General features: G+C 67.8%; 17 protein-coding genes. 8 read left to right on the forward strand and 9 right to left on the reverse strand.

The window, feature by feature from the left end; all coding sequences use genetic code 11:
- Positions 1-139: 139 nt before the first annotated feature.
- Positions 140-1,393: a PPE family protein gene (locus G6N25_RS21490; RefSeq protein ID WP_083077236.1), complete on the reverse strand. Its 1,254-nt coding sequence runs from the start codon at positions 1,391-1,393 to the stop codon at positions 140-142.
- Positions 1,394-1,877: 484 nt separating this feature from the next.
- Positions 1,878-2,072, reverse strand: coding sequence for a ferredoxin (locus tag G6N25_RS21495; RefSeq protein ID WP_083077256.1), 195 nt, complete (start codon positions 2,070-2,072; stop codon positions 1,878-1,880).
- 275 nt (positions 2,073-2,347) lie between these two features.
- Here G6N25_RS21495 and G6N25_RS21500 point away from each other — a divergent pair, with 275 nt between their 5' ends.
- Complete coding sequence (locus G6N25_RS21500) at positions 2,348-3,523, forward strand: cytochrome P450 (RefSeq protein ID WP_083077239.1); 1,176 nt, start codon at positions 2,348-2,350, stop codon at positions 3,521-3,523.
- A gap of 31 nt (positions 3,524-3,554) precedes the next feature.
- Here G6N25_RS21500 and eccCa read toward each other — a convergent pair whose 3' ends face one another.
- Positions 3,555-7,718 carry a type VII secretion protein EccCa gene (gene eccCa, locus G6N25_RS21505; protein WP_083077241.1) on the reverse strand — a complete coding sequence of 1,388 codons (4,164 nt, stop codon included), beginning with the start codon at positions 7,716-7,718 and terminating at the stop codon, positions 3,555-3,557.
- Positions 7,715-9,232 (reverse strand): type VII secretion protein EccB, encoded by a 1,518-nt coding sequence (gene eccB, locus G6N25_RS21510; RefSeq protein ID WP_083077243.1) that lies wholly within the window; start codon positions 9,230-9,232, stop codon positions 7,715-7,717. Before eccB ends, eccCa begins: the two co-directional genes overlap by 4 nt.
- Positions 9,233-9,586: 354 nt before the next feature.
- Between eccB and malQ the strand changes: the two genes are divergently transcribed.
- From malQ to G6N25_RS21530, 4 genes are all read left to right on the forward strand, one after another.
- Positions 9,587-11,734 (forward strand): 4-alpha-glucanotransferase, encoded by a 2,148-nt coding sequence (gene malQ / locus G6N25_RS21515; protein ID WP_083077258.1) that lies wholly within the window; start codon positions 9,587-9,589, stop codon positions 11,732-11,734.
- Positions 11,735-11,791: 57 nt separating this feature from the next.
- The gene (locus G6N25_RS21520; protein WP_083077259.1) at positions 11,792-12,673 is read left to right on the forward strand and encodes an LLM class F420-dependent oxidoreductase; all 882 of its coding nucleotides are present in this window, start codon (positions 11,792-11,794) and stop codon (positions 12,671-12,673) included.
- 11 nt (positions 12,674-12,684) lie between these two features.
- Complete coding sequence (locus G6N25_RS21525) at positions 12,685-13,155, forward strand: nuclear transport factor 2 family protein (protein WP_083077261.1); 471 nt, start codon at positions 12,685-12,687, stop codon at positions 13,153-13,155.
- 337 nt (positions 13,156-13,492) lie between these two features.
- Positions 13,493-15,238: a molybdopterin-dependent oxidoreductase gene (locus G6N25_RS21530; RefSeq protein ID WP_083077244.1), complete on the forward strand. Its 1,746-nt coding sequence runs from the start codon at positions 13,493-13,495 to the stop codon at positions 15,236-15,238.
- A gap of 45 nt (positions 15,239-15,283) precedes the next feature.
- Here the strand turns inward: G6N25_RS21530 and G6N25_RS21535 are convergent, their stop codons facing one another.
- Positions 15,284-15,841 carry a hypothetical protein gene (locus tag G6N25_RS21535; RefSeq protein WP_083077246.1) on the reverse strand — a complete coding sequence of 186 codons (558 nt, stop codon included), beginning with the start codon at positions 15,839-15,841 and terminating at the stop codon, positions 15,284-15,286.
- Positions 15,842-16,151: 310 nt separating this feature from the next.
- Between G6N25_RS21535 and G6N25_RS21540 the strand changes: the two genes are divergently transcribed.
- Positions 16,152-16,499 carry a DUF732 domain-containing protein gene (locus tag G6N25_RS21540; protein ID WP_083077248.1) on the forward strand — a complete coding sequence of 116 codons (348 nt, stop codon included), beginning with the start codon at positions 16,152-16,154 and terminating at the stop codon, positions 16,497-16,499.
- A gap of 193 nt (positions 16,500-16,692) precedes the next feature.
- Positions 16,693-17,142 carry a DUF6941 family protein gene (locus G6N25_RS21545; RefSeq protein WP_083077249.1) on the forward strand — a complete coding sequence of 150 codons (450 nt, stop codon included), beginning with the start codon at positions 16,693-16,695 and terminating at the stop codon, positions 17,140-17,142.
- Between the two features lie 69 nt (positions 17,143-17,211).
- Here G6N25_RS21545 and G6N25_RS21550 read toward each other — a convergent pair whose 3' ends face one another.
- The gene (locus G6N25_RS21550; RefSeq protein ID WP_083077251.1) at positions 17,212-18,426 is read right to left on the reverse strand and encodes a cytochrome P450; all 1,215 of its coding nucleotides are present in this window, start codon (positions 18,424-18,426) and stop codon (positions 17,212-17,214) included.
- Positions 18,427-18,620: 194 nt separating this feature from the next.
- Between G6N25_RS21550 and G6N25_RS21555 the strand changes: the two genes are divergently transcribed.
- Positions 18,621-19,178 (forward strand): TetR/AcrR family transcriptional regulator, encoded by a 558-nt coding sequence (locus G6N25_RS21555; protein WP_083077252.1) that lies wholly within the window; start codon positions 18,621-18,623, stop codon positions 19,176-19,178.
- Between the two features lie 72 nt (positions 19,179-19,250).
- On the opposite strand, the gene G6N25_RS21560 is transcribed toward G6N25_RS21555, so the two are convergent.
- The 3 genes from G6N25_RS21560 to G6N25_RS21570 all read right to left on the reverse strand — a co-directional run bounded on the left by G6N25_RS21560 (position 19,251) and on the right by G6N25_RS21570 (position 22,601).
- Complete coding sequence (locus tag G6N25_RS21560; RefSeq protein WP_083077254.1) at positions 19,251-20,075, reverse strand: SAM-dependent methyltransferase; 825 nt, start codon at positions 20,073-20,075, stop codon at positions 19,251-19,253.
- A gap of 7 nt (positions 20,076-20,082) precedes the next feature.
- Positions 20,083-20,937, reverse strand: coding sequence for a helix-turn-helix domain-containing protein (locus tag G6N25_RS21565; RefSeq protein WP_083077255.1), 855 nt, complete (start codon positions 20,935-20,937; stop codon positions 20,083-20,085).
- A gap of 305 nt (positions 20,938-21,242) precedes the next feature.
- A complete protein-coding gene (locus G6N25_RS21570; RefSeq protein WP_163672526.1) occupies positions 21,243-22,601 on the reverse strand; it encodes an HNH endonuclease signature motif containing protein in 1,359 nt (452 codons plus the stop codon).
- Positions 22,602-22,777: the final 176 nt, after the last annotated feature.

The raw sequence follows: 22,777 nt of genomic DNA on the forward strand, positions 1-22,777 counted from the left end.
ACCTTTAAGGAATGCTTTGCTGTCGAAGTTCACTTCAGACATAGCTTGCTAGTGAGACTAATTTGATCCCGTCGGCTCGCGCCTCCTTAGCGCCAACTGTTCATTGGTGGACAACTGATGTTCATCTGGGGCGCACGGCTCATCCGGCTGACGGCGGCCGCGTCAGCACGCTGTGGCGGAAACCGTATTTGGTGGTGTAGCCGTAGCCGGCGGTGCGCCGGCCCACCGCCCCCGCCGGCATTCCGCGTAGCAGGGCGTTTCCCGGCGCACCCGGCGCACCCGGCGCGCCGGCGTGGGCGGGAGCCTCCTCCGCCGCCGCGAGCGTGACGGTCGCCTCCGAGGTCGGCGTGCTCCAATTCGCCGGGACGGACAGCATCCCAACCTTGCCGGCCTGGCCCGCGCTCGCCGACACCGCTCCGGCGGTGTGGGCGCCCGCGCCGACACCGCCCACGGCGCCCAGGTGCAGGCCAGCGAATTGCGGCGTCGGGTACCAGGCACCGCCCGCACCGGCCGTCGCACCGCCGGGACCGTATGTCAACTGCTGTCCCATCGACCAACCGAAGTTTCCTACGCCGACCCCGAAATACGCCTGCAAAGTTTGCTTGATCACCGTGGTGTAGTTCTGAGGAACAAAGCCCGTCCAGTTGTTTGCGGGGGTAGGAAGACCATATGTCAAGAATTGCTTGATTTGCGTTTCGATCGCTGACCAGGGCCAGCGTGACGCAATCCACGAGGGGAGTTGCTGCAGCGATTGAGGCACTGCAGCAGCCGATACCAGCTGGGAGCTCGTGGCCTGCCCGGAGTTGCCGGCCGGCTCGGCGGCGGCCTGGGCCACCGCAGCAAACTGGCCGGACTCCCCATCCGGGGTGGTGGTACTGGGCGGTGAGATGAATCGGGTCAGCTGGGAGGCGGCCGCCGACGAGGCGGCATAGCCGTACATGGCGGCGGCGTCCTGGGCCCACATCTCCAGGTACTGTGCCTCGGCGGCCATGATCGCCGGGGTGTTCTGCCCGAAGAAGTTGGTCGCGACGAGCGTCATCAACAGCAGCCGGTTGGCCGCGATCGCGGGTGGCGGCACCGTCATCGCGAACGCGGCCTCGAACGCCGCCGCGGCCGCGCGCGCCTGGTTGGCGCTCTCCTCGGCCAGCCCGGCCGCCGAGCCGAGCCAGCTCACGTAGGGAATGACCGCCGACACCATCGCGGCCGACGAGGGCCCCACCCAGGGTCCGCCGGTCAGCTCGTCGACCACCGAACTGTAGCCGCTGGCCGCCGTCCCCAACTCTGCCGCCAGCATGTCCCAGGCGGTCGCGGCGACCATTATCGATTCGGCTCCCGGGCCCGCATACATCCGACCGGAATTGATTTCGGGCGGTAACGCTCCGAAGTCGAACACCGTGTCCTCCTCAGTTGGCCGTGATCGCGGTGGCGATCCCGGTTGTCTCACAAGAACTCTGGTGGTCGTGGTCACGACCTGGCGAACAATCGCTAACCCTGGGCTCCGTTGACCCGGTGAAGGTCGCCGACCGACGTGGAACCTGCGAGCAGCAAACCCAGTCGGCGGGATGCCCGACGCACCGCGGCAGACCCGTTCCCTGCGCCCGGATAGGTGGCCCGCCACCAAGATTCCGGTGCTTCCGGTCAGGAAACGACATCCACACTGTGCCTCGATTACCCCACTGTCAGCAACCGAGCGACAGCTCGCTTGTGCCAGAACTGCCGCTCGCGAACGACATTAGCCCGTCGTCAGGGGCGCGCCGACCCGCAACGCCAACTGTTCATTCCCGGCCAACCATTGTTCATTCCCGCCCAAACCGCAGTTCATCGCCGGCAACCAAACGTTCACCGGCAGTTTGCTTTTAGGTCCGCCCGGCCGGCCGCTAGTCTTCGTCGATGATCAGCGCCATTTCCGGGCACGAGGCGACACCGTCGCGGGTCACCTGCTCGTCCTCGGGCCGCACCTCGCGCTCTTCGAGGATCGAATTCCCGGACTCGTCTATGGGGAACAGCTTTGGGTCGACGGCGTAACACTGGGCATGGCCCACGCACCTGGACTTTTCGAGACGAACCTTCACGAGGTTTCCTTCTTCGATGGCTTCGGGGAGCACCCAGAGGGGACCGGACAAATCGATGGGCGGATTAGTCGGTCGACAAAAGTTTAGAAGATGGTCGCCGGGCGCGGCCGCCGAGTCGATCCTCGCATCCGCCCATCGGTCGGATTGGTGGCGCTTTGCGACACATGCGATATTGGTGTGCCACCGGAAACCGGTGACGGCGAAGTTCCGGCCGCGTCGGAGGTTCACGACGCCCAAGACACGAAACCCACACAGACAAGCGGAGATCAGAGCGCATGAGCACTCTTGGCGAAGGCCAGCCGGGCACGTTCTACCTACCGCGGCTCGAATACGCCAAGCTACCGATGTCCGCCGACCGGGGTGTCGGGTGGAAGACGCTGCGGGACGCCGGGCCGGTGGTGTTCATGAACGGCCACTACTACCTGACCCGCCGCGAGGACGTGCTCGCTGCGCTGCGCAATCCCAGGGTCTTCTCGTCCCGACTGGCGCTGCAGCCGCCCGGCTACCCGCTGCCGGTGGTTCCGCTGGCGTTCGACCCGCCGGAGCACACCCGCTACCGCAAGATCCTGCAACCGTACTTCAGCCCCTTGGGGCTGAATAAGTCCCGGCCGGTGCTGCAGCGCCACGCCGCCGAGATGATCGCCGAGCTTGCCGAACGGGGCAAGTGCGAGGTGATGGCGGACTTCGCGAGCCTGTACCCGTTCCAGGTGTTCCTCGACCTGTACGGTCTGCCGCTGGAGGACCGCGACCGCCTGATCGGCTGGAAGGACGCCGTCGTCGCCGACAAGCCCTATCTCTCCCAGGCCGACATCGACCAGGGGCACGAGCTGTTGGCGTATCTCACCGACGTGATCCGGCAGCGCCGGCAAAACCCGGGCTCTGACATGTTGTCGCAGGTGATGACCGGCGAGGGCAACTTCAGCGATCTCGAGCTGCTCGGCATGAGCCACCTGCTGATCCTGGCGGGCCTGGACACGGTGACGGCGGCGATCGGCTTCTCCCTATTCGAGTTGGCGCGCAGACCGGAGCTGCGCGACGAGCTTCGCGACAATCCCAGGCAGATCAGGGTTTTCATCGAAGAGATCGTCCGGCTGGAGCCGTCGGCGCCCGTGGCCCCCCGGGTGACGACGGAGATGGTCACCATCGGGGGCATGACGCTGCCCGCGGGCACGCCGGTGCGGTTGTGCATGGCCGCGGTCAACCGCGACGGCAGCGACGCGATGTCCACCGATGAGCTGGTCGTTGACGGTAAGGTGCATCGCCACTGGGGATTTGGCGGCGGGCCACACCGCTGCCTGGGTTCTCACCTGGCTCGGATCGAACTGACCATCATCGTCGCCGAATGGCTCGGGCAGATCCCCGACTTCGAACTCCCCCAGGATTACGCGCCGGAAATCAGGTTTCCGTCAAAGACCTTCGCGCTCAAGGAATTACCGCTGCACTGGAGTTGACCCGAGCCAACCCCAGCGCAGCGGCAAAGCCTTACTGCTTGCGGAACTCGGTGGCGGCCACCTGGACGAACACGCCGGTGTCCTCGGCCATCAGCAGGCCCCGGCCGCGGGGCAGCGGGCCGCCCTTCATCTTGCCGCGGATGAAGCCCTCGTCGGGGTCGGCGTCCATCACCAGCAGCGGCGCGTTCGCCTGGTGCAGCGCCCGCAGCATCGGGTCGCTGCCTGCCGAGGACCAGCCGCCGAACGTGCGGGTGACGATCACGTGCAAGCCGACGTCGGCGGCCCGTGTCACCCAGGCGGCGGCCTTGTGCAGCGGCGAATCGAAACCCGCCGGCATCTGCTGGATGTCGTCGACGATCAGGAAGATCTCCGGGCCGCTCCACCAGGAATGCGACAACAACTCCTCCGCGGACAGGCCGGGCGGCGGCTCGCGGCTGGCCAGCAGGGCGGACATGTCGTTCATCATCGCCTGCACGCCATCGAGGTTGTAGGCGAAGTTCTCCACGTAGTCGGAGCCCAGCACGGTCAGCAGCTGACGGCGCGGGTCGACCAGCCACACCTGGGCCGAGGGCTGCCCGGCCGGCGGCGGCGGCGCGGCGCTCGCACCGGGCGCGTAAAGCCGGCCGATTTCCGACATGATGGTCGCCAGCGTCGTGGTCCGCCCACATTCGCGACGGCCCGTCACCATCAGGTGCGCGTTCTCGGCGAAATTCAAATAGACCGGCGCCAGGTCCAATTCCGATATCGCCCAGGCGATTCCGCCCGCACCGACGCCCTGGCGGGTGTCGCGTGCGGCCAGCTCGCGCACCTGCTCCACGCCGAAACGCGCGGGCAGCCTGCGGATCGGCGGCGCCTGGCCGCTGGCGAGCCGGCTGACCGCTTCGACGATGCTGTCGGAGGCGAAGACGTTGTCGCGCGTGCTGCCCAGCGCGGGCCGGGCCACCAACGTGTGCAGACCGGCCTGCGGGTCGGCGTCGAGTCGGACGTAGTTGACCGCGACCATGCCGCGCCCCGGCTTGACCGGAACCTCCTTGGCGAACCGGGAACGCACCAGCTTGGCGTCTTCCACCGCGGCCAGGCGCAGCTCGACCCGGGACCCGAAACCGCTGCGCACCGGCGGCCGCAGCTCCGATTCGCGATCGGCGGTGACGACCACGTGCACCCCGAACGAGGGACCCTGGTTGATGATCAGGTTCACCTGCTCGATCAGCACCTCGTTTTCCTCGGCCAGCGCCCGGTAGTTGTCGATCACCAGGTAGACGTCGCCGAACCCGTCGTTGGGCACCGGGCCGGCCTCGCCGCCGAACTTGCGGCGCCGGAACACGTCCATCGAGGCGATTCCGTATTCGAGGAAGCTGCGCTTGCGCTCGCGCACCAGCGCCAGCAGTTCGGCGACCGTGCGGCGCACGCCGTACGGATCCGTCGGACCGGCCACCTCGCCGACGTGCGGCAGACGGCCGACCGTCGTCAGCGCGGTGCCGCTGTAGGCCAGGCAGTAGAACTGGACCTGCTCCGGCGTGTGGGTCAGCGCGGCCGAGCAGATCAACGTCTGCAGCGCCGTGGTCTTGCCCGAACCGCCGGCCCCGAGGATCAGGACGTTGGCGCCGGGCCCGGAGGTGTCAACCGTCCACGGCGGCTGGTCGTGCTTGAACGGGCGGTCGATGATCCCGATCGGAAACACCAGGTTCTTTTCGGTGCCGTAGTCCTGCTGCCATTGACGGCCGATGAACCGGTTGACCAGCTCGTCGATGGCGATGGGTGCGCTCAGCGGCGGCTGCCACAACCGGTAGGGTTCGAAGTCGATCTTGCGCAGCTGATCGATGATCACCGTGCCGACCTTCGGCGTCCTGATCCCTTCCTCGTCCTCGGCCTCGGTCTCCGCCGCCCCGGCCGCCTCACCATTCGAGCGCACCGGCTCGAGCTCCGGTCCCCCGACGCTGACCTCGAGCGGGGTGAATGAGTTGGTAAACAGTTGCGGGCGAACGTAATCGATGCTGTGCACCAACGCCGGCGCGTCCTCGCCGTCGATGGTGATCCCGCGGGAGATGTAGTCGCGCCACAGGAACTCGGCCTGGAACCGGACGGTGTCCTCGAGGCTCCTCCGGAAGTAGCCCAGACCGGCCTGGGCCGGCAGGTTCACCGCATTCGGCACGCCGGCCGCCTGCGCCGCGCCGGCGGTGCGCGCCTTCAGCACCAACCGGTAACCCATGTTCTCCATGAGCTTTTCGGCCCGGCTTTCGATCGTCTGCGACGCCATCATCAGGTGGATCCAATACGCGCGGCCCTGACGTCCGATCGAGTCCAGGACGTCGACCGCCGTCGGCATGATGCGGAACCACTCGTAGAACTCGTCGATGACCACCACGAGCATCGGCAGCGGCGGCATGTCCTGGCCGCGGGCCCGCATCCTGGAGCGGACGGAGTTGTACTCCTTGGCGTCGTCGACACCCGCGTTGTCGCAGATCGCCTTCCGCCGGGCGATCTCGCCCCACAGCGCGTCCAGGAAGCGCTCCATCAGCGCCTGGTCCTCTTCGAGGTCGGTGATGATGCGCGAGACGTGCGGCACGCCGGCGAACGGCTTGACCGCGGACCCACCCTTGAGGTCGGCCAACACGAACTGCAGCTCCTCCGGCGGATGGCCCAGCATCAGCGATTCGATGACGGTCCGCACCAGGGTCGACTTACCCGAACCGGTCGTCCCGGACATGACCCCATGCGGGCCGTCGCCGCCTTCGTCCAGCGACTTCATGTCCAAGAACAGCAGCTCACCGTTGTCGGAACGATTGCCGAACGGTGCCCGCAACCGCGACCGGCCCATCGTGTCGGTGCGGCTGTCCCACAGCGCGTTGAAGTCGATATCGGCCGGATCGTCGATTCCGTAGTAGGCCATGATGTCCCGGGCGCCGATGTGCGCCACCCGCTGGCCGATCTCCTCGTAGGCCTCGGCGAGGCGCCAGCGCGCCAGCTTTTGGGAGAACTCCTCCGCCTCCGCGATGCTGAGGTGGTCGGTGAGCGCGAAGAACCACGGCTTCTCGTCGATCACCATCCAGGTGTCGCGGTCGCGGGGCAGCGCCTCGATCACGCCCCTTTTGTCGAACCGCAACGTCCGCTCCGGAACGGATGACCACATGGACGCGCCGGACAGGTCGAAGAACGTCACGCCGTCAATGCCCTCGGCGCTGATCACGAACTCCCATTGCGGATCCGTGACGTCGGCGATGATCAGGGTGTGCGGCGTCGGCGTCTGCGCGGACGAGCTGGCGTGACGCGGTGTGAAAGACCCACGGCCGGCGAACAATTCGGCCTGCTCGGCGGCGAACTCCCGCACCGAGGCGTAGACCATCCGGGCGTTGCCCGCCGCGTCCTGACGCCGCGGGTCACCGAAGTGCGGAAGCCACTTCACCCAATCCCATTGCTCCAACTCCGAACTGACCACGATCATCTGCACGTGGTCGGGCCCGTGCGAGAACGTCAGCTGGCAGATGATCGCCCGCATCAGCCCCAGCACCTGCTCGCGCTCCCCGATCAGCGAGTACCACGGTTCGACCAGCAGCGAGATCATCTTCGGCAGGTTGTAGACGACGCTTTGATAGCGCCCGAACTCCTGAAGGGCCTTGCCGGTAACCGGCTCCAGCTCGATGTCGGTCGGCATGTTCTGCGGCTCACCCCAGGTGACCTCGGGACGCGTCATGCCCACGCCCACCCGCACGACGCCGAAGTTGAGGTCCTTGCCGTCGGGCTTGCGTTCCCACATCCGCGACGATCCGACGGCGGCCGTCAGCGTGTCGGGTGCCGGATGGAACCAGCGGTAGTTGGCGTCCATGCTGTCGGCCGACTCGTGGGCCGTCTCGCGCAGCATGTCCAGCATCAACATGAACTGGGCGCGCATCGCGTCCAGCTTCGGCCGGCTCATCTGCTGCTGGCCGCCGAACCGGCCGCCGAACATCATCATCGCGACGCCGCCGATCATGAAGATCGGGAAGATCGCGCCGGCGCCCCCGAACACGTGCGAGCCGCTCGCGAAGGTCATGGAGACCATGCCGATCAGCAGGCCGACGACCAGGACGCCGACCACCACCAGCCACCAGGGCTTGCCCTCCGGCGGCGGGATGCTCAGCGGCGTCGGTAGGACGATGTTCTCCGGCTTGATGACCGGAGGCTTTTCCGGTGTCGGCCGTGCAAATCCGCGTTTCACTTGGGTACCACCAACTCTGCAGGGGACATGTCCATCGGCAACGTGTCGTGCTCCACCAGGGCGTCGGCCCGCGACAGGGTCGGCCCCTGCGGCAGCAGCCGCAGCGCCACCCAGGGGGCCAGGCTCGGTACGGTCTTCAGGCCCAGCGCCTCGCGGACCTCGCGGGTGTCGTCGACCCCGAACCGGGCGCCCGCGTCCGTCAGCCACCACAGCGATTCCGCCGTCTTGGCGCCGGCATCGTTGCCGGTGACGGCCACGAAGTTTGCGTAGTCGGGACCGAAGTAGACCTGGTCGGCCTCGCGGCCCGTCGTGTCGGCCTTCACCAAGGACACGACCTTGCTCGTGTCCTTGGTCGCGATCGGAATGGTCGACCCGGACACGACCTGGATGCGGGCCCGGTTCTCACCGGAGGACTTCTCCCACCACCAGCAGGTCGCCGGGTTTTCCCGGATGTCCATCACGTTCAGCGGGTCGTCCGGGTACGACGACAGGTCCAGCTTGTTGACCACCGGCATCTTCGCCAGCGCCGACGGTTCGACGGTCACCGGTTTGGTGTTGCCGGGGCCGCCGGCGTTCTGCAGGATCTGGGCCACCAGCGGGGGCAGCGTTTGCACACCATCGGTCAACACCAGCGAATACTGTTGCGGCCCACTGATTTGCGGTGTGACGATCACCGTCCCCACCGGTCCGGGCGCCCCCGGGAACGTCGCCGGGGAGCCGGCGTTCGGCACTTCCGGCACCGTCAGTTCGGGCCCGACCGACAGCGCGTCGAACAGGGCGCGGCTCATCGGCTTCGCCATGCTGACCTGCTCCGGGGTCAAACCCAGCGGCAACAACACCGATCGGTTGGCGGCGTCGATGCGCGACCGGCGCCCCTGCCGGACCACCCACGCGTCCCCGCCATAGGTCAGGACCACGGCATCCGACCCGTTCAGCACGCGTCGGTGGCCGCTGAGATCCGGGGTGCCGTCGATCACCGTCACCGTCACCCCCGACGGCGCGCCGATCCCGGTGGAACCCACGGTGTCGCACACCAGCCACGAGGACGCGGCCGGAGCGCTGGGCGCGAAGTGTGTCGGCGCGCCCGGGATGCCCACCAGCGGCCCGCGCGGCAGGCCGGCGATCTGGCTCGACCGGACCAGGTGCGGGTTGTCCGGCCGCCCGGTGATCAGCCGCGCCGACGCCAAGTTCAGCGCCGGATACAGCTTGTCACCCACCCGCACATACAGCGCGCCGGAGTCGCGGTCGGCGATGATCGGCGACTCGTTGATCTGGCCGGACGGGCTGAGGAACGACCACAGCAGCGCGCCCAGGCAGATCACCAGCGCCGCCGAGATCGACGCCACCACGGCCAACGTCTGACGCCGGCCCGGCTCGATCTCCATGCGGACCCGCCACCGGGTCAGCGCCATCGCGGTTCGGCGGGCAAGGAACTGATAACCGGTCACCTGGGTCCGGGTCGATAACCCGAGGCCGTACCCCGATCCCCGTTGCCCGCGACTCTCTTCGGCCACGTTAATTCACCATCCGGTCTGCTAGAACGCCTGGATATTGTCCCTCAAAACTGATCCAGAGCGAATTGCTTCGTACAACCGTGACAACCGTAAGGGACCCGCACGGACCTCGCCACGCGTCGCCGTGCGCTTCCTTTTATTTACATTTCGCCATGCGGACGCGTCCGGTCCTCGGGTCGCCGCCCCGGCGAACGGTGCCAACGCGCCGCTGAGCTGGCAATTCTACTTTTCCCCACTGATCCCCCGCTGGATTTTTCACGCCTTCCCTCGGCATGTTAGCCGGGGATGGCCAACTCGTCCTGTTAAACGTTTTGGCGCCTTGGCCCGGCGGGCCGGTCGTGCAAGATGAGCGGCATGACTGAGCTCGCGCCCTCGCTGGTCGAACTGGCCCGGCGCTTCGGCATCGCGACCGAGTACCAGGACTGGACCGGCCGGCGGGTGCTCGTGCCGGAGGCCACGCTGGTGGCCGTGCTCGCCGCGCTCGGCGTCGCGGCCGGCACCGAACGGGAGCGCAACGCCGCCCTGACGGCGCACCGGCGGTCGTATTGGGAGCGCCGCATGCCGGCGACCATCGTCGGGCGCACCGGCGAGCAGATCCGGTTCTGGGTGCACGTCACGCACGGAGACCCCGCGCAGGTTTGGCTGCAGCTCGAGGACGGCACCGTGCGCGGCGAGGTGCAGCAGGTTGACAACTTCACGCCGCCCTTCGACCTGGACGGCCGCTGGGTCGGCGAGGCCAGCTTCGTGTTGCCCGCGGACCTGCCGCTGGGCTACCACCGCGTGCACCTGCGATCCGGCGACGCCGAGACGAGCACCGCGCTGATCGTGACGCCGGACTGGCTCGGGCTGCCCGAGCGGCTCGGAGCCCGCCGCGCCTGGGGCCTGGCCGCCCAGCTGTACAGCGTGCGGTCCCGGCAGTCGTGGGGCATCGGCGACCTCACCGACCTGGCCGACCTGGCGGTATGGTCGGCGTTCCGGCACGGCGCCGACTACCTGCTGGTCAATCCCCTGCACGCGGCGGCGCCCCCCGGTCCGGCCAGCCCAATGGAGCCGTCGCCGTACCTGCCGACCTCGCGGCGCTTCGTCAACCCGATCTATCTGCGGGTCGAGGCGATCCCCGAGATCGCCGACCTGACCAAGCGGGGCCGGGTGCGGCGGCTGCGGTCGGAGGTCCAGCGGCGAGCCGGCAAGCTCGACGCCATCGACCGCGACGGCGCATGGGCGGCCAAGCGCGCGGCGCTCAAGCTGCTGCACGAGGTGCCGCGATCGGCGGGCCGCGAGCTGGCCTACGCCGCGTTTCGCGACCGTGAGGGAACCCCACTCGACGACTTCGCCACCTGGTGCGCGCTGGCCGAAGAATACGGCGATGACTGGCATCGCTGGCCGGAGTCGCTGCGGCATCCCGACGCCGCCGGCGTCGCCGGTTTCGCCGAACGGAATCCGGATGCCATCGATTTCCACCGCTGGCTGCAGTGGCAGCTCGACGACCAACTCGCCGCGGCGCAGTCGCAGGCGACGCGGGCCGGGATGGCGTTGGGCATCATGGCGGACCTGGCCGTCGGCGTGCACCCCGACGGCGCCGACGCCTGGGCCATGCAGGACGCGATGGCGCCGGGCGTGACCGCGGGGGCGCCGCCGGACGAGTTCAATCAGCTGGGCCAGGACTGGTCGCAGCCGCCGTGGCGTCCGGACCGGCTGGACGAGCGGGAGTATCGGCCCTTTCGCGCGCTGATCCGGGCCGTGTTGCGGCATGCCGGCGGTGTCCGCATCGACCACATCATCGGTCTGTTCCGGCTGTGGTGGATCCCGCGGGGCGCGCCCCCCACCCAGGGCACCTACGTGCGCTACGACCACGAGGCGATGATCGGGATCGTCGCGCTGGAAGCGCACCGGGCCGGGGCGCTCGTCGTCGGCGAGGATCTCGGCACCGTCGAACCGTGGGTGCGCGACTACCTCTTATTGCGCGGCGTGCTGGGCACCTCGATCCTCTGGTTCGAGCTGGATCGCGAGGGAAACGGCGGGCCACTGCAAGCCGAGCGCTGGCGGGAGTATTGCCTGTCGTCGGTCACCACCCACGACCTGCCGCCGACCGCCGGCTATCTGGCCGGCGACCACGTGCGGCTGCGGGATTCCCTGGGATTGCTGACGCGGCCGGTCGACGACGAGCTGGCGGCCGACCGGGCCGAGCTCGAGGCCTGGATGGCCGAGCTGCGCAGGGTCGGGTTGCTCGGCGAGGGGGAAGACGACCCGGAACACGTCGTCCTCGCCCTATACCGCTACCTGGCCCGGACGCCGTCGCGACTGTTGGGCGTGGCGCTGCCCGACGCGGTCGGTGACCGCCGGACCCAGAATCAGCCGGGCACCACCGACGAGTACCCCAACTGGCGGGTTCCGCTGACCGGGCCCGACGGCCGCCCGGTGCTGCTCGAGGACCTGTTCACCGATCGCCGGGCCACCACGCTGGTCGAGGCCGTGCGCGTGGCGATCGCGCCCCCGGCGTAGCCCGATGGCGGTCGCCGCTGAGCGCCACCTGTTAGCTTCGGTGCGATGAAGGCTTCCCTGAAAATAGGGGTTCTCGCCCCGGTCGCCGACGGTGTCACCGCGGATCCCGAATGGATGGTGAGCTTCGCGGGCCACCTGGAGCGGTGCGGGTTCGAATCGATCGTCGTCGTCGAGCACACCGTCCTGGCCACCCGGTACGACAGCGTGTATCCCTACGACAGTTCCGGACGGGTGGGGCTGGCGGCCGACTGCCCGATCCCCGACCCGCTCGACCTGTTGGCCTTTCTGGCCGGCCACACCAGCCGGCTCGGGCTGGCCACCGGGGTGCTGGTGCTGCCCAACCACCATCCCGTGGTGCTCGCCAAACGGGCGGCGACCGTCGATGCGCTCTCGGGCGGACGGCTGCGGCTGTGCGTGGGCGTGGGGTGGCTCAAAGAGGAGCTGGAAGCGTGCGGCGCGGAGTTCGACAGCCGCGGCCGGCGCGCCGACGAGCAGCTGGCCATCCTGCGGGCGCTGTGGGCCGACCGGCCGCAAGGCGCCTCCCATCACGGCGAGTTCTTCGACTTCGACGACGTCATGTGTTACCCGAAACCTGTTGCGGGCGAACGACTTCCGATTCACATTGGTGGGCACAGCCGGGCGGCCGCCCGCCGGGCCGGACGCTTCGGGGACGGCTTCCAGCCGCTCGGCGTGACCGGTCCGCAACTCGCGTCGCTGATCGCGCTGATGCGCGAGGAGGCGTCGGCGGCGGGCCGCGACCCGGCGGGTCTGGAAGTGTCGCTGGGCCACATGGTCACCAAGATCGACGCCGACCGCGCGGGCGGCCTCATCGATCAGGGCGCCGACCGCATCGTGCTGTCGATGCCGCCCACCGCCGACATCGAGGAGGCCAAAGACGTCTTGTCGGCGTGCGCGCAACGCCTCTCCCTGGCCCCGTGAAGCCCGCCGCGATAAATCTGTCGGCCGACGACCGGGCGGCCCTCAGCGACCTGGTGCACCGGTACGCGGCGGGCGTGGACGACCGTGAATTCGGCTCCGTCGCGGAGCTTTTCACGGAGTCGGCGGAGCTGGCGGTGCCGGAACCGCCGGCCGCGCTGGAACCGATCCACACCCACCGCGGCCGGGACGCCATCGCCGTCGCGGTCGCCGCCGTCGCCGCGGTCGCCCGCACCGAACACGCGATCATCGGGGAGGTCTATGACGGGGCCACCCGGCCCGGCACCGCCAGCGGGCGCATCGCGTGCGTCGCGCACCACTGGAGCCGGCGCGGGGACGAGGTGGTCGACGTGGTCTGGCACCTGCGCTACGACGACGAGTACCGCCTGACCGGCGAGGGCTGGCGGATCAGCCGTCGGGCCCTGACGATCAACGCCATCGAGACCCGCCCGACGCGCCGATTGCTGCCGCGCGACCCGGCCTAGGCGTGGCTTGGGCGGCTTCGGCGCGCCCTTTCAGAAGGTTATGCCCAAACTCACAGTGACCATTAAGGAACCGAGTTTGCGGCGGGAATTGGTCGTTTGTTAAGCAGGTGCGGCTATCGTCCGCCCGGCCGGGGCGGATTTTGCCCGTCGGCGGCCATCGCCGCCCCCGGCGGCGTCCGCCGGGGCTCCGAACCGCGCATTTCTTCCCGATCGAGTCCAATTTCTCCAAGCCCGTTCATGTATTTTCGGGCGCGTGACGAACACCGGACGTCCGGACCCGCGCGCCGGTTCCGCCGGAGGGCGGCCAGCACGGGACGGCAACGTATCGACGCTGGCAGTGGGCACGCCGCTGGAATCCGTCCCGGACTATCGCAACGAGATACACACGGCCGAAGACACCATCGACGTGGAGACCTACGGTGGCGGCTTCGACCTCACCAGGCGGGCGACCGCCCCCAAGCTGCGCGTCGGGCGCGACCGGTGGTTCAACCTGCTGTGGCTGATTCCGATCGGTTTTGCCCTGCTGGTCACCGGGGTGGCGATCGGCAAAGGCTTGCACGGCATGCCGGCGGTGCAGTCATTCATCCACCGCTATCCCGGCACCGACGCCCACGCCGGCGTCACCCCGGGCCTACCCGCATGGATCGGGTGGACCCACTTCTTCAACCTGTTCATGATGATGTTCATCATCAGGACGGGGATCCAGATCCTCTGTGACCACCCCCGGCTCTACTTCAGCCGCAACGCCACGCCCGGCAAGGACGAGTGGCTGCGGGTCGGCCCGCCGGTGCCGGACGACGAGCTGTGGACCGCCAACGCCGACACCGTCGCTCTGCCACCGCAATTCGGACTTCCCGGGTTCCGGCACTCGATCGGGCTGGCCCGGTGGTGGCATCTCGGCGTCGACGTGTTGTGGCTCGTCAACGGGGCGGTCTTCTACGTGCTCCTGTTCGCCACCGGACAGTGGCGTCACATCGTGCCGACCAGCTGGGACGTCTTCCCCAACGCCGCATCGGTGGCGGTTCAATACCTTTCGCTGGACTGGCCGACCGACAACGGGTGGGTCGCCTACAACGGCCTGCAGCTGCTGTCGTACTTCACCACCGTCTTCGTCGCCGCCCCGGCCGCGTTGATCACCGGCCTCGGGATGTCGCCCGCGTTGTCGCAGCGCGTCCACTGGCTCAGCAAGCGGCTGAGCATCCAGCACGCACGGTCGCTGCATTTCCTGGTGCTGGTGTACTTTTTGTTCTTCATCCTCGTCCACGTGACGATGGTTCTCACGACCAACGCGCTGCGAAACCTCAACCACATGTTCGCCTCCCGCGATGACAACAGCTGGGTGGGTTTCTGGATTTTCGCCGCGGCGATGGCGCTGACGGCCGTCGCGTGGGTTTGGGCCACCCCGTTCACCGTTCGCCATCCCCGGGTGGTTCAGCGGGTCGGGTATGCGCTCGTCGGCCCGTTCCAGCGGATGCTGGAACAGCTGGACCCCAAGCCCGGCGCCTTCACCGAAGAGGACATCTCGCCGCACCACTGGCGCAACGGCCGCCTGCCGGAGACCGTCGAGTACAAAGAGTTGGAGCGCAACGACTTTCGCGATTGGCGGCTGAAGGTCTACGGCCTCGTCGAGCGCCCGACGGAGTTCTCGCTCGAGGACTTGCGGGCGCTGCCCTATCACGAGCAGATCAGCCAGCATTTCTGCATCCAAGCGTGGTCCGGCGTGGCCAAGTGGGGCGGCGTGCAGATGAACACCATCATGGACATCGTCAAGCCGCTGCCCGAGGCGAAGTGGGTGGTGTTCTATTCGATGGGCCTCGGCGCCACCGGTGGCATCTACTACAACGCCCACCACATCGGCCAGATGGACCACCACATGACGATGCTGGCCTACAACATGAACGACCAGCCGCTCCCCTACATGCACGGCAAGCCGCTGCGGCTACGCAACGAGTTGCAGCATGGGTTCAAACTCGTGAAGTGGATCAAAGGGATCGAGTTCGTCGCCGACTACTCCGACATCGGTAGCGGTTACGGCGGCTACAGCGAAGATCACAAGTACTTCGGTCGGCACCAAACGCTCTAGAGAGCGGAACGAAACCCGCTGTGCGAGTTGGGTTCCGCCCGGCCGTTAGGGCCAGGCCTGCTCGAGCTGCCGGGCCACGTCGATGACCTGGGCGGCCTGCGACTGCGGCGTGTCGATTTCGTCGGCGACGTAGGCAGCGATGAATCGACGGATCTCGCCGTCGACGCCCGCCAGGATGCGCAGCACCTCCCCGCGAAAGGATTTGGACGACACATTGACGGTGATGTCGGAGGGCCGCGGCTTTGCGACGTCGACGATCAGGAGAAGCGGCTCGGCGGCCCGCGCGGTGGCGCGCAACGCGATGTCTCCGGAGACCACGAACCGCTGCTTGTCGAGCCTGAGATCCAGGAGCAGGTCGATCGACAGCGGGATGTGGATGACGAACGTGATGGTGTCACCGAGGCGCCGGGTTACCTGGGGTTCCCGGATCTTGACGTTGGCACTGACCTTGGCAATCCCGGCGGGACCCTGAGCGATCGGTTCCATGGCGAACTCGCTGCCCGCGATGTCGGCGAATGCGGCGGCGACACGCTCGGGGGTGACGGCGACCTCGAAGAATCTGCGGCCGAACTCTTCGTAGGTGACATAATCGTGATTTTGCATAGGCTTATACCGTCTCACGTCCCCCGCGGGAACGGCCGCTGATCCGCTCGCGTCGCAGCGATTTCGCCTCAGTTGCGCCTGGGCCAGCACGCCGGGGGCCTGCCGCCGGGGTCGGCGGAGCGAGGCCGCACGCCCGGGTTGACGGGGCGGGAGGGACCGCGGCAGCTGCCGCCCGCGGAGTGATCGGTGCAGCGTAGCGACCATCGGTGTGCGGGGCGATTCGGATTTCATCGGGAGGCCAGCTTCCGTTAAAGTCCCGTTGGCCACAACGGATGCACCGTCATCGCCGCTTTGCGAAAATCACAGAACTATGAGACTCGTACTGTTGCTGGCAAGCGCCGCCGTGCTGATCGGTACGGCCGCCCCCGCCTACGCCAACCCCGACGCCAAAGATCAAGCCTTCCTCACCGCGCTCAACCAAGCCGGGCTGACGTACATGAACGCCGACCGCGCGATCAACGCCGGCAAACAGGTGTGCAGCCTGGCCGACGGCGGGATGACGGGCGAGGAAATCGTCAAGAACCTGCAGGACCGCAACCCCGGCTTCCAGGGCCCGGGCGCCGCCAAGTTCGCGGCGATCGCGGCCTCGGCGTACTGCCCCGAAAAACTGACCCAAACCGAGGATCAAGGGCCGGCGCCGAAGCCCAGCGGCGCATAGCGCAGGTTTGCCGCTCGAACCGACCTCGGGCCGAGGGGCCCGCGGACACGCCGGCGTCGCCGATTTTGCCGGAGCGTATGATCCAGCCGACATGGGTGGGAGAAGGATCATGTGGATCTCGTGAGGCGGCAGCGATGGTAGGGCAGGATCTCGCGGTGAGGACCGAAAGAGCGATCGTGGCTTCGGCCGACGCATGAAGATCAGCCTCTTCCTCGCGGACGCGGCGCAGGCCGACGCACAATCCGGAAAGGTCCATGCCCTGGGGCTGGGGTGGCGGCAGTGTCAAACACCCACGCCCGCCTTCGCTTTGGTGCTCTTCCTGGACATCGACTGGGATGAGACCAACAAGCAGCACAAGCTGACGTGCCAATTGCTGTCCACCGATGGCGACCCGGTGGTGGTGATGGGACCGCATGGGGCTCAGCGGATCTCCTTCGAATTGTCGGCGGAGGCCGGGCGCCCCCCCGGCGCGATCCATGGCACAGCGGTTCGCATGCCGCTCACCCTCAACATCCCCGGCGGAATACCGTTGGAGCCGGGAATCTACGAGTGGCGCGTGGAAGTCGAGGGTTTCGAGCAGGCCACGGCGGTCGAGGCGTTCGTTGTGGTGGGTCCGGTCCACGCGCCGACTCAGCCCGCTTAGCCCCACCGCGTCGATGCCCGCGATACCCGGCGCGGCAACCACTTTCGTCGCCTACCGACCGGGTCCAGGTCAGGTGACGGCTAGCTCCACGCGCTCGAGGCGGCGCACCAGGATGCTCGGCAGCCACCTGCCGACGTCGGCTGCTGTGATCTCCGACGTCCGTTCGAGCAGCAGCCGCAAGACGATCCGCGCCTCGAGGCGCGCCAGCGCGGCGCCGACGCAGAAGTGCGCTCCCCTGCCAAAGCTGATGTGGCTCTTGGCTTCCGCGCGATCGAGGCGGAACTCGCCGGGCGTTTCGAAGTGGGCCGGGTCCCGGTTGGCGGCCCCCCACAAGAGCAGTAGATGCGAATCGGCGGGCAGGTCGACGCCGGCCAGTGCGGTGTGGGTCCGCACATGCCGGTAGTGGCCGCGGAACGGCGGCTCGTAGCGCAGGGTCTCCTCGATGAAGGCCGTGAGCAGCTCTGGGTTTTCGCGCGCCTGCCGCTGGATGTCGGGGCGTTTGGCCAGCATCCAGGCGGCGCTGCCCAGCAACGACGCCGTGGATTCGCCGCCCGCCGCGAACAACGTCACCATCATCACCTGGGCGGTGACGTGGTCCACCTCGCCCGCCGCGCAGGCGGTGGAAAGCGCGCCGAGCAGATTGTCCCGCGGATGGGCCGCGGCCCGGTCCAATTGCTCGTCGATGTAGCCGCTGAGCTCCAGGACGGCGACACCCGACGCGGCGAGCTGCTCGCGATCGACCAGCCCTTCGAGCAGCTGGGTGGCCGCGTATCCCCATTTCACCAGCCGGGCGACATCCGCATCGGGCAAGCCGATCAGCGCGGCCACGACCATCATGGGCAGCCGGTTTGCCATGGCGCCCATCCATTCGATGCGGCCGTCGCGCAGGCCTTCGGTCCACAGCCGGTCCGCGGTGTCGGTCACGAACTGCTCCAGGTCGCGGATGCGCCTGGCCGCCAACTGCGGCACCACCAGCTTGCGGTGCACCGCATGGGCCGGGTCGTCGGCGGTGGCCAGCACGTGGGTCGGTCCGCCGAGCGGGTCCATCGCGAAGGGTTCCACGGCGCCCTCGGCCGTGTACGTCATGGTCGCGGTCAGGTTCGACGAGAAGTCCTCCGGACGGCCGATGGCCTCGTTGACCGCGTCCCAACCGCACACGGCATAGAACTCGGAGCCGCCGATTCGGTGTACCGGCCCGGCGGCCCGCATGCGCTCGTAGAGCGGGTACGGATCTTGCAGCGAGTCGGCGCCAAAGAAGTCCGCGGCGTCGTCGAGGACCGTCACGCTTGTCAGCCTGATCGGCGGATATCCGCACGTCAACGGCGTCGCGAAAGTTGACAACGCGCCGGTGGAGGCCACTCCCCCGGCCGTCTCACCACGGTGCCCGGATCTGCGGCTACGATGAGACGAGCGGCTGTGTTTATCTCAGCGTTGAGAAATAACTCGCTTTGCTTCTCGGACCCAGGGACGGGTGACCGGTGCCTCGTGGCGATTGGCTTGTCGGGGGCGATCGCCGCGCGCTCGCCGTCGAACGCATCTACGCGGCGGCCACCGACCTCATCGCGCACGACGGGCTGGACGCATTCGACATCGATCGGCTCGCCGGCCGGGTGCACTGCTCACGCGCGACCGTCTACCGCTACGCGGGCGGCAAAGCCGAGATCCGGGACGCCATCCTTACCCGCGCCGCGGCCGCCATCGTCGACGGGGTGCGTTCGGCCGTCGAGAAGCTCACCGGGCCGGAACGAGTGGTCACCGCAATAACGTTGGCACTCAAACTAATCCGATCCGATCCGCTCGGCCGGCTGATGATCAGCTCCGCCCGTGGCGCCGACGAGGTTGCCTGGCTCACCGGATCGCCCGCACTGGCCGACTTTGCCAACGATCTAGCCGGGCTCGCCGGCGACGACCCGCTGGCCGCGCACTGGGTGGTTCGTGTGGTGCTGTCGCTGATGTATTGGCCCGTCGACGACGAGCGTGCCGAACGGCAACTGGTGCAACGATTTGTCGCACCCGCGTTCACCGAGCGGCGCTGAGGACCTGCTCCTCGTCGCCGAAGGACGCGTAGAGGTCGGGCAGGAAACCCGCCAGGTGATTCATCTCCTGCGTCAGGTCTTCGCCGCCTCCACGAAGTAGCCGCGCGGCACGCCCGGCACCTCCAGCGGGACGACCGGATGCTCCCAGCGATTCCACCTTGTTCCCGGTTCGGCCACATCGGTGACGGTGGCCGTCCAGCCGCGCTCCTCCACGAGGGCGGCCGGTGCGTCGGTGCTGAACGTCCAGGGTGCACCCAGCTGGCGCATGAATTCCAGTGTGGGCTGCAGAAACGGCGCTTCCATCAGCGTCGCGCCGACGATGTCATAGAGCAGCTGAGAGCCCGGGGCCGAGAGGGTGTCGATTCGCGCGAACAGGGCGTCGACGTCGGATGCCTGAAGGTACTGCAGCAGCCCCTCGATCAGCCAAACGCTCCGTGAAGTCGGCGAGAATCCGTGCGACAACAGTGTTTTCGGCCAGTCATCGGCCAGGTCGACGCCCACCGCGACGCGCCGGCATCGAGGTTGCTCGCCGGCCAGCAGTTCGTCTTTGGTGGCGATCACTTGCGGCTGGTCGACTTCGTACACGGTGGTGCCCGCCGGCCATGGCAGGCGATAGGCGCGGGCGTCCATGCCCGCGGCGAGGATCACTACCTGCGCGGCGCCGTCGGCCCGGGCCCGCAGCAAGGCTTCGTCCCAGAACCGCGTCCGGATGACGATCTGACCCGACGACTGCGCGGTGTCTGACGTGGCTTCGGCGAGCAGCCGCCGGCCCGCTTCGCCGGCGAGCCGTTCGGCGAAGGGGTCGGTGAAGAGTGCATCCTCGCGGGCGGATTCCTCGGCGCGCATCGCCGCCACGAGCAACCCGGTGGCCGCTATCGCTTCTCCAGCGTTGTCCATGCCCCGATCATGCGCTCATTGCCGCCGGCGGTCTTGGATATTTGTGCCGTGCGATCGGCACGTGGCCGGGCAAGAGGATGCGCTGTCGCCGATACTGTGTCGGCGTCATCCCGGTGAAGGACCGGAATTCGCGCACGAAATGCGACTGGTCGAAATAGCCGCTGTCGGCGGCGATGTGGGCACCGGCGGCGATGCCCGCGCCGAGTTGCCGCAGCGCCGCCTGCAACCGCCGGACCCGCGCGTATTCCTTTGGCGACAGGCCGACCTCGGCGCGAAACAGCCCGATAAGCCGCTTGGTGGATAGCCCCGCCAGCTGGCGGACTTCGGCCATCCGGATGGACGGGTTGGCTTCGACCGCGGCCAGCGCGGCAGCGACACCGGGGTGTCGATGCACCGACGTCCGCACCCGCGACAGCAGGAATTCCTCGAGCAGCCGGAAGCGGGCCGCGGCGGACGGCGCGGCGATCAACCGTTCATGCAGTTCCTGGCCCCCGCGGCCCCAGACCTTGTCGACGCCGATGTGGGCACCGGCCAAGTCTCCCAACGGCATTCCGAGAAGGGGGAAGGCGCCACCGGGCCGGAAGTGAATCGCCATGACGGGTTCGTCGGCCGGGATGTCCGAGACGTAGGACGCGGCTTGAGATCCGATGACGAACGCCGGCGGAACGCTCACCCTGGTGGTGCCGTCGGCGGTGTAGAAGTCCAACTGCTGTCGATGCCCCACATCGAAGACGACCGTCACCGCGCCGCGCGGCAGCGCCCGGCTTCGGTAGTTGGCTCCGCGGCTGAGCCAATGCCCGAAGAATTCGACATGGTCGGCCAACGGTCGGCGCGGGCGGTACAGGAGGGGCCCGGAACGCATCAGCGGACCGCCTCAACCGCCCGATCGGTGAGGGTCACGACGGGGATTGTCGCACTCGCGCATCGGCCCGCACCACTGTGAGATAGGCCGCGAAGCGACAAAGAGCTCAGCCATCCGAGTCCGGCTGTGATCGAAATGCGCTGGAAGATACCGCTTTTGCCGCGGAGATGGGGCTGATCTTTGATCGCGGCGCAGGCCGTGACGAAGAGCGGCCCGGCAACGGCACCGCAGAGGGTCTGAGCAGAATGCGGGCGTGATGGGCGGCCGCCAACTGACACCTTTTACACCCTTCCCGGGACGCGCCCCTATGGGTCTTCGTCGTTGTGGTGGTGGAATCGTTCGGGGTGGTGGAAGGGGTTGGTTCGTGGTTGTCCGTGGTCGAGGTGGGGTGGGGGGATCCATTCGGTGTCGCCGTGGGCGTTGGTGCGGGTGGTCCAGCCCTCTTCGGCGAGGCGGTTATCGGGGCCGCAGGCCAGGGCGAGGTCGTTGATGTGGGTGCGCCGGGTGTTCTGCCAGCCGCGCACGTGGTGGACTTGGCTGTGGTAGGCCGGTGCGGTACAGCCTGGCTTGGTGCATCCTCTGTCTTTGGCGTAGAGCATGATGCGCTGGGCGGGGGAGGCGAATCGTTTGGTGTGATACAGCGCTAGTGGTTTGGCGTTGTCGAAAAGGGCCAGGTAGTGATGCGCGTGGCTGGCCATGCGGATCACATCACTGAGGGGTAGCAGCGAGCCGCCCCCGGTGTGGGCCTTGCCCGCGGCGGCTTGCAGGTCCTTGAGCGTGGTGGTGACGACGATCGACACGGGCAGCCCGTTGTGTTGGCCCAGCTTGCCGGAGGCCAGCAGGGCGCGCAGCCCGGCCAACAGACCGTCATGGTTGCGCTGAGCTTGGGAGCGGGTGTCGCGGCGCACCGCCTCCTCCCCGGGTGTCGCATCGATGACGGGGGTGTCATCCTCGGGGTTGCACGCGCCGGGGGCGGCCAGCTTGGCCAACACCGCCTCCATGGTGGCTCGGGCCTCGGGGGTCAGATAGCCGCTCAGCCGTGACATCCCGTCGAATTCCTGCTTACCGACCGTGAGGGCGCGTTTGCGGGCGCGTTCGGCGTCGTTGAATTCCCCGTCGGGATGTAGCCAGTCCATGACCCGCCGGGCGTATGTGGCCAACTCATCAGGGCGATAGGTGCTGGCTTTGTCGGCCAGATCGGCCTCGGCGGCCTCCCGAGTGAACAGGTCGACCTCGGCGGGCAGATGGGCGAAGAAGCTGCGGATCACCGTGATGTGGCCCTGGCCGATGAGTCCCTGGCGTTGGGCGGTCGCGGTGGCGCCCAGTTGCGGCGCCAAGGGCTCTCCGGTTAGGGCGCGACGCTCCCCCAAATCTTTGGCCTCCCCGATGCGCCGACCGGCCTCGGCCCTGGTGATGTGTAGCCGGTCGGCCAGCGCCGAACGCAGCGTGCCACCTAACTCCTCGTCACCGGCTTGGGCGTCGAGTTGATTGATCAACTGATGGCCCGGCACTCGCAGCCGGCGGGTGAGGCGTTCGAGGCGTTCCAAGGCGCGTAATCGTTCCGGGGTGGTGAACACGTCAAAGGACAGCTCACACAAGCGGTCCACGTCGGCGTCGAGGCTGTTGAAAACCTCGACGACCTCCTCGCGCGTGCTCGAACCCATGCCTCAAACTCTACGAAGCACCACTGACAAGAATCACCGCAATGTGACCACTGAAACCAAAGTGACACAAGAGATCACAACATCCGACCGCGAGGCAGAGTCGCCACCAGGACGTAGCCACCGTGTGACGGAACCATGGTGTCCACGACAGCGCATCCGCCGACCGTTTCCTTCAT

The sequence above is a fragment of the Mycobacterium heidelbergense genome (assembly GCF_010730745.1).
In the GTDB taxonomy this organism is placed as follows: Bacteria; Actinomycetota; Actinomycetes; order Mycobacteriales; family Mycobacteriaceae; genus Mycobacterium; species Mycobacterium heidelbergense.

Bases quoted from the DNA above. Each gene is read 5' to 3' on its own strand.
- G6N25_RS21565 (WP_083077255.1), bottom strand. From the start codon at position 20,937: ATGCGTTCCGGGCCCCTCCTGTACCGCCCGCGCCGACCGTTGGCCGAC.
- G6N25_RS21545 (WP_083077249.1), top strand. From the start codon at position 16,693: ATGAAGATCAGCCTCTTCCTCGCGGACGCGGCGCAGGCCGACGCACAA.
- malQ (WP_083077258.1), top strand. From the start codon at position 9,587: ATGACTGAGCTCGCGCCCTCGCTGGTCGAACTGGCCCGGCGCTTCGGC.
- G6N25_RS21540 (WP_083077248.1), top strand. From the start codon at position 16,152: ATGAGACTCGTACTGTTGCTGGCAAGCGCCGCCGTGCTGATCGGTACG.
- G6N25_RS21535 (WP_083077246.1), bottom strand. From the start codon at position 15,841: ATGCAAAATCACGATTATGTCACCTACGAAGAGTTCGGCCGCAGATTC.
- G6N25_RS21570 (WP_163672526.1), bottom strand. From the start codon at position 22,601: ATGGGTTCGAGCACGCGCGAGGAGGTCGTCGAGGTTTTCAACAGCCTC.
- G6N25_RS21500 (WP_083077239.1), top strand. From the start codon at position 2,348: ATGAGCACTCTTGGCGAAGGCCAGCCGGGCACGTTCTACCTACCGCGG.
- G6N25_RS21560 (WP_083077254.1), bottom strand. From the start codon at position 20,075: ATGGACAACGCTGGAGAAGCGATAGCGGCCACCGGGTTGCTCGTGGCG.